This window comes from Flavobacterium soli DSM 19725, from assembly GCF_000422705.1.
Taxonomy (GTDB): Bacteria; Bacteroidota; Bacteroidia; order Flavobacteriales; family Flavobacteriaceae; genus Flavobacterium; species Flavobacterium soli.
The window spans coordinates 67,502-80,310 of record NZ_AUGO01000003.1; the positions used below are offsets into that span (position 1 = coordinate 67,502).

The following is a 12,809-nucleotide window of genomic DNA, read 5'->3' on the forward strand; positions in this document are numbered from 1 at the left end:
TGCAAATTCATTAGGGTTTACAAACATAAAATTCATAAATTCGTAACCTGTAATTTTAAAATAGTAGCACCTTGTCATCAAAAGAAAAAAGCCCCAAAGAAACTCCGCTAATGAAGCAATACAACGAAATCAAAAGGAAATATCCTGATGCATGTTTGTTGTTTAGAGTAGGAGATTTTTATGAAACTTTTGGTGAAGATGCCGTTCGTGCTTCTAAAATTCTGGGAATTACACTAACCAAGAGAGGTGCAGGATCAGAAACAGAAACCGCTTTGGCTGGATTTCCACACCATTCTTTGAATACCTATTTGCCTAAATTGGTAAAAGCAGGACTTCGTGTTGCCATTTGTGATCAACTCGAAGATCCAAAAATGACCAAAACGATTGTAAAACGTGGTGTTACAGAATTGGTAACTCCCGGAGTTTCGATGAATGACGAGGTTTTGCAATCCAAATCCAATAATTTCTTGGCATCGATTTATTTTGGAAAAAAAACCATCGGAATTTCTTTTTTAGATGTTTCAACTGGTGAGTTCTTGACAGCTCAAGGAAACGATGAATATATTGACAAGCTATTACAGAATTTTAATCCGAGTGAAGTTTTAGTTCCAAAACATAATAAAGGTGATTTCAAGGAAATTTTCGGAGAAGATTTTCATAGTTTTTATCTAGAAGATTGGATTTACAAAGAAGATTATGCTTTTGAAACGTTGACCAATCATTTCCAAACCGTCTCGTTAAAAGGTTTCGGAATCGAAGAATTACAGGAAGGAATTATTGCTTCGGGAGCTATTTTGTATTATTTATCCGAAACACAACACAATAGAGTCCAACACATTACTTCTATTCAAAGAATTGCCGAAGATGCTTATGTTTGGATGGATCGTTTTACCATTCGGAACTTAGAATTGTATCAAAGTTACAATCCAAATGCAGTGACACTTTTGGATGTAATTGACAGAACGCTTTCGCCAATGGGCGGTCGTTTGTTAAAAAGATGGCTGGCTTTGCCTTTGAAAGACATTAATAAGATTAGAAACCGTCACGAAGTTGTTTCGTATTTAAATGAAAATCAAGAAGTTTTAAAAAGCATTCAATACCAAATCAAACAAATTTCAGATTTGGAACGTTTGATTTCAAAAATTGCAGCAGGAAAAGTCAGTCCAAGAGAAGTCGTGTATTTGAAAGAATCTTTGGATGCCATTATTCCTATCAAAAATTTGGCGCTTGAAAGCAAAAATGAAGCAGTCAAGATTATTGGCGACAGCCTTCACAGTTGCGATTTATTGAGAGAAAAAATTAAAACTACACTAAACCAAGATGCTCCAGTTGCGATTGCAAAAGGAAATGCAATTGCGAAAGGTGTGAATGCCGAATTGGATGATTTAAGAGCCATTTCAACTTCTGGAAAAGAATATTTGGAAGGAATTGAAAGAAGAGAGTCTGAAAAAACAGGAATATCTTCCTTGAAAATTTCATTCAACAATGTTTTCGGATATTATATAGAAGTTCGAAATACACACAAAGATAAAGTTCCAACGGAATGGATCCGAAAGCAGACCCTTGTAAATGCTGAAAGATACATCACGGAAGAATTGAAAGAATATGAAACTAAAATTCTAGGTGCCGAAGAAAAAATCTACAAGCTTGAAGTAGACCTTTTCGAACAATTGGTAGGTTGGATTGCAACCTATATAAAACCTGTTCAGTTAAATGCAAACTTGGTAGCACAATTAGATTGCTTGACTTCATTCACGCAACTTGCCATCGAAAATAAATATGTATGTCCAGAATTAGACGACACATTTGAACTAGAAATTAAAAATGGCCGTCATCCCGTTATTGAAAAGCAATTGCCCGTTGGCGTTCCCTATATCGCAAATGATGTTTATTTAGACCGAGAGACCCAACAGTTGATTATGATTACAGGTCCGAATATGTCGGGTAAATCAGCCATTTTAAGACAAACCGCATTGATTGTACTTCTGGCTCAAATGGGAAGTTTTGTTCCAGCCGATTCTGTCAGAATGGGTGTTGTGGATAAAATTTTCACCAGAGTTGGAGCCTCGGATAATATCTCGATGGGAGAATCTACTTTTATGGTGGAGATGAACGAAACGGCTTCAATTTTGAACAATATTTCGGATAGAAGCTTGGTTCTTTTGGATGAAATCGGAAGAGGAACAAGTACGTATGACGGAATTTCGATTGCTTGGGCTATTGCAGAATATTTGCATGAACATCCTTCAAAACCAAAGACCTTATTTGCGACACATTATCACGAGCTGAATGAAATGACCGATATTTTACCCCGTATTCAAAATTTTAATGTCTCGGTAAAGGAATTAAAAGATACAGTGCTATTTATCAGAAAGCTGGTAAAAGGAGGAAGTGCTCATAGTTTCGGAATTCATGTTGCAAAAATGGCCGGAATGCCACAAACTGTAATCTTGAAAGCCCAAAAACTTTTGAAGAAATTAGAAAAAGATCATTCAGGGGAAGCCTTAAACGGAATAAAACAAGCGAAAGACGAAATGCAAATGAGTTTTTTCAATCTAGATGACCCTCTATTAGAAGAAATAAAGGACGAAATTCTAAATTTGGACATCAATACCCTAACCCCAGTTGAAGCCTTGATGAAGCTCAATGAAATCAAAAGGATGCTGACTAAAAAATAGTCAGACAAACCGGAATAAGTAAAAACTACGTTATCAGAAAGTTATGTATTTTATATTATTTTTTTCAAAAAAACGTTTGCATAAGTAAATAAATGTACTACATTTGCATCCGCAATACAGAACAAGTATTGTAGTTCTTTTAGAATTTGAAATGCGAAAATAGCTCAGTTGGTAGAGCGCGACCTTGCCAAGGTCGAGGTCGCGGGTTCGAGCCCCGTTTTTCGCTCAAAACCATACATGCTCGGATGGTGAAATTGGTAGACACGCTGGACTTAAAATCCAGTGAACAGCAATGTTCGTGCGGGTTCAAGTCCCGCTCTGAGTACACGAGAAAACCGTAAACTTTTAATTATTAATTGTTTGCGGTTTTTTTATTTCACTCCTGCCCGACTATTGCCCGACAATCGCAATTTCATACAAATTCTCTTAAGTTTTCCTAAAGTTCACTTAATATATAAAGCTTTATATAGGTTTTGTCTTTTCATAACTAAATATTTAAATAAGTTAAATATAGTAGGATCTAAATTTAGAAGACAGCTATAGAGTATTCCCCCAAAGTGTTTTAATTTCTTCAAGATCATCTATATCGAAATCATTGTCCCACTTGTCTTCTATTGTAAAGGGAGTATTTGTTAACATATACCAAATTATAAATACTTCAGGCTGAGTTAACAATAATATTTCGTAAAAACGACCACGATATGTATCAAAAATCCCTGTTATTTTTTCCTTATGACTCGAAATGAATTTTTCAATATTTTCAATTAAATCTTTTTTGTCATTTTCATCATCAAAATAATTGAGAATAATCTTAATAGACCTTAGAGATGTATCTCTGTCAAAATCAAATTTGGCGAACTTATAAAATTTACCCTCAAGTTTCCTTAATAACTTGTATACTAAGTCATTTTCACTATCTTTTAGAGCTGTATTTACACTTGAAAATTCATCATCCGCCAGTTCATATAATGATAATAAACGATATACTTTCCTTTTTAAATTAGGAGGCATATTTGCTTCCTGCTTATATGATAAGGAATGTGACGTATTTGACCAAGCGTGTTGATTTAGGGTTCTTACTTGGATTTCAAAAATCAAATCTTTGAATTCTTCAGAATCTTTGAATTCTTTTATTAAGCAATTAATTTTTGAATCATAGTGATTTGAAATATAGTCAAGTTTATTAAAGTCTAGATGTTCATGCTTATATTCAGGATTGATAACATTAAAATTCGCTTTTAAAAATGTGTCGATTATTTCCATTTCTTCCTGAAATTTACAAATAATTCTAATGCCTAATTTATCATTTAAGTGATTATAAGTGTATTCTTTTTCAAGTTTTTTTTTCTTTACTTTCTTGATTATACTTATGAGATCCTTAGTCCTATAATGGACTTCGGGTATTATCTCATGATCGGTAATTTTGTCTTGAATAAAAGAAAATATTAATTTACCCAAACTCTCATATTTAGGTTTATCCTTATTCCATAATTCAACTATTTCTTGAACATCGTTCATTAACGCACTGTTTTTACTTTTGAAATAATTTCAGCTTTAGTTGTGCCGTCTTCTTGATTTTCTAATTTTACATTTTTTTCGAATGTTCCTTTTTTACCAGTTATTGTTATATCATTTGTAAATGTCATTGTAATCGTTTTTATCTTAGCCTCGATATAGTCATTATCTTTTGGAAATTCGGACATTCTAAAATTCTTTTCTCCTAGGTATTTACCATATTTTTCTTTATCTGTAGTTTCCATATAGTCATTGGCAAACTCTTTGGCACTAATGTTATGAGAATTTTTCTGTAAATATGAATTGAGGTCTTGAGTATATTTTACTTTTTTTACTGGGTCTTCTATAGCTTGAATATAGGTTGTTGTATAGTCATAAAATTTTTTTGTTGTAGTTTTTGGGTTTTCAACGGGTTTGCATCCTAGGAATTTTTCAATGAACCATGTGGTAACGACTTTTTTGCTTTTTGGGTCAATCTGTAAATCTGCCGTGCTCCCGTCAAACTTAGCTTTGAAAGCTAATTTATTAATAAACAATCCAACTTTATAAATCTTTGTCTTTTTTGTTAGCATTAGGTCTTTTACATTCTTAATATTAAAAGATTTTGTAATCGGGTCTAATTCTAATTGTGCTCCCTCATCTCGCTCAAGTTTAATTATGATACAAGTGCTTTTGTCATTTATTTTCCCATAAATAATAACTAAAATACCTGAAGCATTTTGACCATCCTGAATCTTATAAAGATATTCTGCCATCGATTTTGATTGGGAAATGAAATCTTTACCATCTGAATCGATTATTTTATTAATATGTGTAGATAAAGGAGAAACACTTTCTGTATCATAGCATACTCTCAATTCTTTATTACTTCCAAGCGATTGAACAACTTTCTCTTTAAAAAACACCCGTAAATCATCAGGAAGTGAGCTTTCCTGCTCACTATACTGCGGTTCTAGTGTAAAATCATCTTTTTTATGCTTCGGAATGCTGTGAACAATTATTTTTTCAATTGTAATTGTACCTGTATCTATTGTAATTGCCATCTATAAAGGTTGTTAATTATCACTTATGCTATTTTCCCCAAATAATTCTATTTGATTCTTACTTGGAGCTTTTCCAAATACATGTTTTAATATAGCTAAACTCCAAGGTTCGAAATCATTCGCAAAATCAAGAGTAACTTCTTCAATGCTCAATGTATGACCACTTTTCGAAGTACCTGTCTTTTTTACTAATTCCTCGGATACAATTTTAAAATTTTTAAATTCAAAATCTTTCAACTTGATAGTAAAGCATATAGCTAGATGTTTTTTACTCTTGGGATTATCGCTATTATAAATTAAAAATGGATTAATTTCTTTCGGATAAATTGATTCTCCAATTTCTTCAAAAATTTCTCGATTTAAAGTGTTTTTAAAAACATCTAATAATGAGTTTTCATCGTTGTGTTTGTCTTCCTGACGAATATGTCCTCCCATATAAAGTAAATATCTATTCCGTTCAGGTGAGCCTTTTTCAGCTTTCTTTTCCGATTTTTTCACTATTAAAACTTTGGATTTATCCTCATTTGTTATGACAGCAATAGGAATAGGTTGAATATTATTTGTTTTTTCGACAGAATCTCTGTCGTTAAATTGCAGTATTTCGGCACTTAAAACTGAAAAATCATTTACGCCTTCTTTTAATCTATTTGCTAATTCTTGCGGTAAATAACCTATATCTTCTTTTATTAAATTCAACAATGAATCTAAAGTTTTTTCTGTCACATCTCTGTTAACCTCTTCGGGCTTTTCCTCATCTGAAGTGTCAAAAACTACTATTTCATTAAATTTGTTTTTATATTTAGATAAGCAATTATCTATTGATTTATTAAATGAAGATAAAACATGTTTATTCATTATTGAGCCCGCCTTGTCTGTGAGTAAAAAAGAAAACTCCCTCTTTATGCATATATCAGGGTTAGCTTTAAAAACTAGAGTTAGGCTGAATAAACTTGATATTATTTTACTGCCAATAAGTAAGTTTTCGTAAGAGAGAAAGGTTTGATCGTCAAGATAAGGTGACTCATCGTTAGAAGTATTAAGCCAATCAAACCAACATAAAGCATCAAAAATTGATCTATCTACTAATATAAAATCAATATTGTTATTAGAATAGTGCTTAATTAATTCCGTTAAGGATGAAAATAATGTCCATGTATTAAAATGTGGATGAGTTTTATTTGTTATAGGACAAAAAATTGCCATTTCATGGATTAGTTCTGTATTAAATCCATTTCTCTTTAAGAATATATTTAAAGCGGATATAGAAGTGGTTTTTCCTGATTTTGGAGTGCCACAAAACTCAATCAAAACAGGGCGTCTTTTGCCATGTTTATCTTTTAATATTTTAAGCTGTCGAGCTTTTTCCTCTAATAACTTTATGGATTCCTTGTTTACCGCCATTGTTAATTGTCTATTGTTGAATCAAAACTTTTTCTAACTATATTTTTACCTACTTTTTCTAATTTATCGATAACATCGCCTGATGAATAGCCTATGAAAAATGAAAAAAACATACAAGAATAAACAAACCCATCATTTAACTCGGGAGATTTAACCATTGCGGAAACCCCAATTTTAAATGATAAAAACAAAAGAAGACCTAATCCTATTGAAAAAATTGGTCTAAGAACAAAATAAAATATGATTCCAATTTGTCGAATTTGATCCTCATTATTTGAAGGCTCAACTATATCAAGATTTATAGAGGCTTTATATAGTTTTCTAATATAGAATATGCTACTTCCTAGAAGAGGAAAAACAATACACCCTAAAATTGAGAGTTTTTCTATTTTTAATATTTCAATTATTTCTGCTTTTAAAAATATTAACACTCCTGATGATATGAGTGAAAAGAGTAATAAAATGGTAAGATAGGTATACAAAAAATTGCGACTTCCTTTGTTAAGCTTAAACCATTCATTTTTTGCATTCATTGTGATAGTTTTTCATTATAAGTATGTTTCAAATATATACATATTATTTTATGTATAAGCATTTACAGATTTTTATCACTAATTACATTTAATAGATTGTCAGTTTTGAAAGTGTCAGTTTTGTCAGTTTTGTTTATAATGATTAATATTTATTTATCATTATCTGATCACTTTTAAGCACTTTTAAGCGTTTTAAGCATTTCGCTTAAATTCTGTATTCTCACAATTATAAAAAAAAGCAAAAATTTACATTTGATTGTGAATTATTCATTGTGGTTTTCTAAAAGCTGTCATATTGTGTCCGTTTTGTCCAGTTAAATTTTAAAAATTATAAATAATACAATAAGGCTCTTTAATAAAAGCCTAAATTCAACTATATAAATGCTTTAGTAATGTTTAAAAGCTTTCAAACAAGTAATTACTTATTAGTCTTCTGAGTTTTGCATAGTTGCTTTTATAAGTCATTAAAATCTCATTAAGCTACTGTTTTGGACTTTCGCCAATCTTATAAAGCCCGATAGGGAAGCGAGTGCCTATGACATGAACTTCAAAATAATCTTTGTTTATGCCTTCGTCTAATATTACTGCAAACGACTTAAATCGGCTATCTTCTTTTGTTTTAAATAGTAGAGTGTCATTTTGTATTTTATACTCAAACTGTTGGCTTTCTATCATTTTTTGTGTCATATACTTGTTTTTGCCATTATCAAGAAAACCAACTCCTTTGCTATTTCCGTAAAATGTCATATCTAAGTTTATGTTATCCACTACAGCTTTTTTCGTTATGTAATCACGTCCTTTCTTGCTTGGGTTGTTTTTGTCTTCCATTGTTAAATCAAAAATAAATTGCCCGTTTAATTTGGCTTCATTTGTAGGTTTTGGAAGTATTACTTCTTGTTTGGTTTCGGTCTTTTGTATGGCTTCTTTACCTTCCTTATCTTGACAACTTGAAAGTATAATGCTAATCGCAAACAATGCGAATGAATAGTTTGTTTGTTTCTGTGGGTATTTTTTAAAAATCATATTCAGCCTGTCTAATAAGTTCTTGCACAACGTCCTTTTGATTTCCGCCTTTTTTTAAAATTTCCATCATCTTTAGGACTGTTTCTTTTACCTCTGTTGTCTTTGAGCCATATCCCATAGTTAAATATCTGCTCATATAATAGTCGATATTATAGAAGTGCTTTTTTTTGAGATCAAAAAAGCCATAATTACCATCACTATTTGTACCAACAATATATTTATCGGTCTTTTTTGTAATAGTAAAAGTGTTTAGATCAGAAAAGATTTTGCCGTTAGCTGTCTTAAACTTCAAATTGTCCTTATCGTAAACGACCGTTAAAGTATATTCCCTTTCAGTTGCTGTTATACCATATTTTTGACTACAACTAAAATCAATCGTGCATTTAGAAGTAATCGTAGTTTGTGAGAATGAGAAAGCTGTAAAAGCTAATAAAAGGTAGGTAAACAATAATTTTTTCATAAGATGTTTTCACGTTATGTTTTTCTACTCGTCCCAAAGTAAAAATTAGACAAATTAAAAAGCGTGGAACTAACAAATGATGTACGCTTTTTTTTGATGCTTACAATAAAATGTCCCAAGCTAATTACAGTTTTTTAATAAACTTTACGGAAAGCCGTATTGTTCAATAAAAAAAGCGTGGAACTATAATCTATCTGCTTTGGAGGTACTGGTATACCTGTATACAAAATAGAAAAAGCCCACGCCGTAACGTGAGCATTAATTCTATTATTCTTGTATACTTTTTAAAATTACCAGTTTTCCAAAGCAAGAATAAAGACTAACGCTTTATCAATATTTTAAAATCTTATTTTTATTTCATTCTTTTTTGAATTGTTTGTAGACAAATTTACAATCTTTTTTATGAAATGATGGTATTGTAGGTTTTTATGTAGTTAAGCTTTAATTTTGTGAACTTTAAATCCTACCCTTTTTAAACCTTTATGTGTTTTTTGTTTTTTAGTGTAGAATTTATGAAATGTAAATGTGCTTTTTGTAAAATCCTACCCTTTTTAAAGCTATACGTTTATATTTAATTCGGGTAGTGTTTGTAATAATTCATTGCTTTTTTCTTGAATGGCTTTGGCAATGTAGTCTTTTGTGCTTTTGCCAAATTTTGCAATCTTTTTATCCATTTCTTTTCTGTGGTATTTGAAATTGTCGGGGTTTAACTCTTCCCAAAAATTGACATTATTGTACTTGTATTCATATTTAGTATTTTCAAATATTTCTTTTTCAAAAAAAATAACTTCTTCCCATTTTTCAATTAAAAGAGTTACAAAATTTTCTAACCCAAAAGTTAAAAAGTCTTCTAAGGTATAAATTTTGTATTTTGTTCTCAAATCTTCCATATTTCGATACTTAATTTCAAGTCGTAAAATTTCATTATCAATTGAGTAATTTTGATTTTTATATTGCGTTGCTTTATCATACAGCTTGAAAATATATCGTTGGTATTCAGCTAAAATAAAGTGACCTTTCCCGTTTGTTTTGCACCATTTAAACCTTGATTTTTTATGCATTATGCAATTTGATAAAAATACATATACGCAAAAAGGAACAATCAAATTAATCCCAAATTCGATTTGATTTATACGACAGTTTTCGGGAGTTATACCAAATTTGTTTTTCAAAATTTTAAGGACTTCAAGCAAAGCGTTTATTCCAAAATCATTGTAGTTGTGCTTGCCATTGTTCCAAAACTTGTGTAAACTTCCTTCGAGTGTTATCCTGCCGTACCAGTTATTGCCCTCGTTTCCATAATAAATTTTAAAAAGCAAACCGTTATATTTTGATTGTTGGTATTTTCCTAGCTCGCCCGTTTTTCGCTCTATCTTGTCAAAGAAGTTTAATAAAGGATTATCCAGTAATTTGTTTGGATTAGTTCCAATTATTACAAGCTTTGCGTAATCAATCATTGCTTACAATTCAATGATTGAATTTTCAACCTCATCACGTTTATAGTAAACACGACCACCGATGCCGTATGCTTTTAGCTTTCCTTTTTTTGTCCAGTTATGAACACTCGAAAGGTCGATTTTTAGCATTTCTGCAACATTATTTCGGGTCAAATACTCGCTTGGTTGCTTTGGTTGAAAGTCTTTTTTAAGTTGTTCTAATTCTTGTTTAATCCCTTTAAGGATTTCGTTTTGTAGTTGCTCAGGTGTTACCTGAATAAATTGAACTGTTCCCATAACTTCTGTGTTTTATTGTTATGGGGCAAATCAACATTAGGGGAATTTTAGGGTTTCCCTAAAAAGTTTAAATGAGTTTATTTTGCAGGATTGAAACCGATATTTAGCAATTTAACTTCAACCTTTTCAACTGCTTTAGAGCTGTCTAAAGGGTTGTTTTTCTGAATTACGTTAGGATTGTTTATTGGATTTATATATGATTGTACAGTAGTGGTATTTACCCCTGTTATTCCGCTTATTACACTTGCCAAAGAGTTTGTTGAGGATTTAAACGGAGATTTTGTTTTTAGAAAATCTAATATACCTAACTTATAAAGCATAATTATTTTTTCTATTCCGCTCGAATCGCTTAAGTCTATTTCTTCTGAAATCTCTTTCGTTGGGATAGTTAAATCTTCGTTTTTAATCTTTTCTTTTTTTGAATTAATAAACTGTATTATTTTTTTAAAACTTCTATACAATTTGTCAATCATTTCATAGTCATACATCCTTGGAGAGATTTCATCTTGTTTATAAATTTTATCTTCCAGTTCCTTAATCATAGAATATCCCCGTAGTATATATTCAGGAAGTTTTACATCTCCACCATACTCAAGTAGTGTAACGTGTTGAACATATGTATTGTAATTTTCTAATTGAATTGCCAAAAAATCTAATTCACTATTATCTTCATATTCATTTATGAACTTATCCAATAGACTTTGATATGCCTGCTCATATTCTTTAAAAGTATAATGTATATTCATTTGCATATTATGTTTTGTTGAAGCACTTGTTGAGCGTAATATTCTTATTAAACGTTCTGTTGTTGAAATGGGTTTTCTTATAAACGTTGCGTTGTTTCTATTTCTTCTATTACCTCTATTGCTTCTATTGTTTGTGTTGTTTGTGTTGTTTGTGTTGTTTGTTGAAATGGGTTTTCTTATAAACGTTCTGTTGGTCGTTTATAGGAAATTGTGTTGCTTATAAACATGTGTTGTTTGTGTTGTTGTTTATATTAAATAGCGTTTTCTTATAAACGTTCTGTTGGTCGTTTATAAGAAATTGTGTTTCTTATAAACGTTGTGTTGCTTGTGTTGTTTGTGTTGTTTATGTTGTTGTTTATATTAAATAGCGTTTTCTTATAAACGTTCTGTTGGTCGTTTATAGGAAATTGTGTTTCTTATAACGTTGTGTTGCTTCTATTGTTTGTGTTGTTTGTGTTGTTGAAATGGACTTTCTTATAAACGTTCTGTTGGTTGTGCTGTTTGTATGGTTCCTATTTGTGCTAATGTCGTTTATTTAATTGTTGTATAGTTATTTATAAGCGAAACACTCTGTTGTTAATGCTTAATAGATATTATTCCTTAGTAAATGTATTTAGTAGTGGTTCGTTGATGTAATAACTTGATTTCCCTATTTGCACTTTAAGTAAAAAGCCTTTGTCTGCTAATATTTGCAAATACTTTCGAGCAGTCAAATAGCTTACTCCTAAATCCTTCTGTAAGAAATCAATTTTCGTGTATGGGTTTTTAAATAGATTATTGATTAAATCCTGACTATAAATTTTAGGTAATTCCTTTCTAATTCGATTTTTGTATTCCTGCATCAGGTTCTTGATGGCTGTAACTAAGTCAATAGTTTGTTTTGCAGTAACTTCAACGCCATTTAATAAATACAAAATCATACTTTCCCAATCATTTTTGGTTCTGACTTCTTGTAACACTTTATAATACTCGGCCTTATTTTGTGTAATATATCGGCTCAAATATAAAATAGGTATATCTAACAATCCTTGTAATACTAAATACAAAATATTAATTATTCTGCCTGTACGACCGTTTCCGTCATAAAAGGGGTGGATGCTTTCAAATTGATAATGTATGATTGCCATCTTTGTAAGCGGGTCTAAATCTGAAAAATCATTATCATTAATAAATTTTTCAAGATTTGCCATTAAGTTCAAAATGTCGTCAGGATGTTGAGGAGGTGTGTAAACAATCTCGCCTTTTTGATTTTTTAATGTTGTTCCTGCTTGCGTTCTGAAACCTGCTTTGTTTTCTTCTAAAATTTGCTGTATGCCAATAATATGTTTGTTCAACAATAGACTTTGTTTCCGTACAATTTCAAAACCTTGTTTCAATCCTTGTGCATAATTATAGACTTCTTTGGTTGCAGGATTGTGGGTGTCAATCAAAATGTTTTCTTTGTACAAGTCGTCGTGAGTGGTAACGATGTTTTCTATTTCGCTACTGTCTTTCGCTTCCTGCAAAGTCAAGGTATTAATTAGAATATTCTCGTTGGGAATCGTTTTTACAGTTCCTTTGAGTTCCGCCAAATATCTATGCGCCTTTGAAAGTTGCTTTAAAATTTTGGCGGTTTCTATTTCGGTTTGTGGAGGTAAAAATGGTAATATGAAATTTTGATTTAGATCCTGCATAGCA

Annotated in this window: 11 protein-coding genes and 2 tRNA genes; 3 read left to right on the forward strand and 10 right to left on the reverse strand. The window is 31.0% G+C overall.

The window, feature by feature from the left end; all coding sequences use genetic code 11:
• Window positions 1-71 precede the first annotated feature (71 nt).
• The 3 genes from mutS (at window position 72) to G508_RS0105770 (ending at window position 3,003) form a co-directional block, all read left to right on the forward strand.
• Window positions 72-2,678 carry a DNA mismatch repair protein MutS gene (mutS, locus tag G508_RS0105760; RefSeq protein ID WP_026704421.1) on the forward strand — a complete coding sequence of 869 codons (2,607 nt, stop codon included), beginning with the start codon at window positions 72-74 and terminating at the stop codon, window positions 2,676-2,678.
• A 153-nt stretch (window positions 2,679-2,831) separates the two neighbouring features.
• Window positions 2,832-2,904: transfer RNA gene (locus G508_RS0105765), tRNA-Gly, on the forward strand.
• Window positions 2,905-2,917: 13 nt separating this feature from the next.
• Window positions 2,918-3,003: transfer RNA gene (locus G508_RS0105770), tRNA-Leu, on the forward strand.
• Between the two features lie 212 nt (window positions 3,004-3,215).
• On the opposite strand, the gene G508_RS0105775 is transcribed toward G508_RS0105770, so the two are convergent.
• From G508_RS0105775 to G508_RS0105820, 10 genes are all read right to left on the reverse strand, one after another.
• Complete coding sequence (locus G508_RS0105775; protein WP_026704422.1) at window positions 3,216-4,196, reverse strand: RelA/SpoT domain-containing protein; 981 nt, start codon at window positions 4,194-4,196, stop codon at window positions 3,216-3,218.
• Window positions 4,196-5,236: a nucleoid-associated protein gene (locus G508_RS0105780; RefSeq protein WP_026704423.1), complete on the reverse strand. Its 1,041-nt coding sequence runs from the start codon at window positions 5,234-5,236 to the stop codon at window positions 4,196-4,198. The genes G508_RS0105775 and G508_RS0105780 overlap by 1 nt, the downstream gene beginning before the upstream one ends.
• Before the next feature lie 12 nt (window positions 5,237-5,248).
• A complete protein-coding gene (locus tag G508_RS0105785; RefSeq protein ID WP_026704424.1) occupies window positions 5,249-6,637 on the reverse strand; it encodes an NUDIX hydrolase in 1,389 nt (462 codons plus the stop codon).
• A 2-nt stretch (window positions 6,638-6,639) separates the two neighbouring features.
• A complete protein-coding gene (locus tag G508_RS0105790) occupies window positions 6,640-7,170 on the reverse strand; it encodes a hypothetical protein (RefSeq protein ID WP_026704425.1) in 531 nt (176 codons plus the stop codon).
• Between the two features lie 480 nt (window positions 7,171-7,650).
• Window positions 7,651-8,193 (reverse strand): hypothetical protein, encoded by a 543-nt coding sequence (locus G508_RS0105795; RefSeq protein ID WP_026704426.1) that lies wholly within the window; start codon window positions 8,191-8,193, stop codon window positions 7,651-7,653.
• Window positions 8,183-8,653, reverse strand: coding sequence for a hypothetical protein (locus tag G508_RS0105800; RefSeq protein ID WP_026704427.1), 471 nt, complete (start codon window positions 8,651-8,653; stop codon window positions 8,183-8,185). Before G508_RS0105800 ends, G508_RS0105795 begins: the two co-directional genes overlap by 11 nt.
• A 557-nt stretch (window positions 8,654-9,210) precedes the next feature.
• Window positions 9,211-9,825 carry a hypothetical protein gene (locus G508_RS0105805; RefSeq protein WP_157485886.1) on the reverse strand — a complete coding sequence of 205 codons (615 nt, stop codon included), beginning with the start codon at window positions 9,823-9,825 and terminating at the stop codon, window positions 9,211-9,213.
• A gap of 288 nt (window positions 9,826-10,113) precedes the next feature.
• A complete protein-coding gene (locus G508_RS0105810; protein WP_026704429.1) occupies window positions 10,114-10,386 on the reverse strand; it encodes a helix-turn-helix domain-containing protein in 273 nt (90 codons plus the stop codon).
• Window positions 10,387-10,463: 77 nt separating this feature from the next.
• Window positions 10,464-11,132, reverse strand: coding sequence for a hypothetical protein (locus G508_RS0105815; RefSeq protein WP_157485887.1), 669 nt, complete (start codon window positions 11,130-11,132; stop codon window positions 10,464-10,466).
• A 593-nt stretch (window positions 11,133-11,725) separates the two neighbouring features.
• The gene (locus G508_RS0105820; RefSeq protein WP_035694300.1) at window positions 11,726-12,805 is read right to left on the reverse strand and encodes a Fic family protein; all 1,080 of its coding nucleotides are present in this window, start codon (window positions 12,803-12,805) and stop codon (window positions 11,726-11,728) included.
• Window positions 12,806-12,809: the final 4 nt, after the last annotated feature.

Excerpts from the sequence above, each read along its gene's own strand:
- G508_RS0105790 (WP_026704425.1), bottom strand. The coding sequence starts at position 7,170 with ATGAATGCAAAAAATGAATGGTTTAAGCTTAACAAAGGAAGTCGCAAT.
- G508_RS0105820 (WP_035694300.1), bottom strand. The coding sequence starts at position 12,805 with ATGCAGGATCTAAATCAAAATTTCATATTACCATTTTTACCTCCACAA.
- G508_RS0105810 (WP_026704429.1), bottom strand. The coding sequence starts at position 10,386 with ATGGGAACAGTTCAATTTATTCAGGTAACACCTGAGCAACTACAAAAC.
- G508_RS0105785 (WP_026704424.1), bottom strand. The coding sequence starts at position 6,637 with ATGGCGGTAAACAAGGAATCCATAAAGTTATTAGAGGAAAAAGCTCGA.
- G508_RS0105795 (WP_026704426.1), bottom strand. The coding sequence starts at position 8,193 with ATGATTTTTAAAAAATACCCACAGAAACAAACAAACTATTCATTCGCA.
- G508_RS0105780 (WP_026704423.1), bottom strand. The coding sequence starts at position 5,236 with ATGGCAATTACAATAGATACAGGTACAATTACAATTGAAAAAATAATT.
- G508_RS0105800 (WP_026704427.1), bottom strand. The coding sequence starts at position 8,653 with ATGAAAAAATTATTGTTTACCTACCTTTTATTAGCTTTTACAGCTTTC.
- G508_RS0105775 (WP_026704422.1), bottom strand. The coding sequence starts at position 4,196 with ATGAACGATGTTCAAGAAATAGTTGAATTATGGAATAAGGATAAACCT.
- G508_RS0105815 (WP_157485887.1), bottom strand. The coding sequence starts at position 11,132 with ATGAATATACATTATACTTTTAAAGAATATGAGCAGGCATATCAAAGT.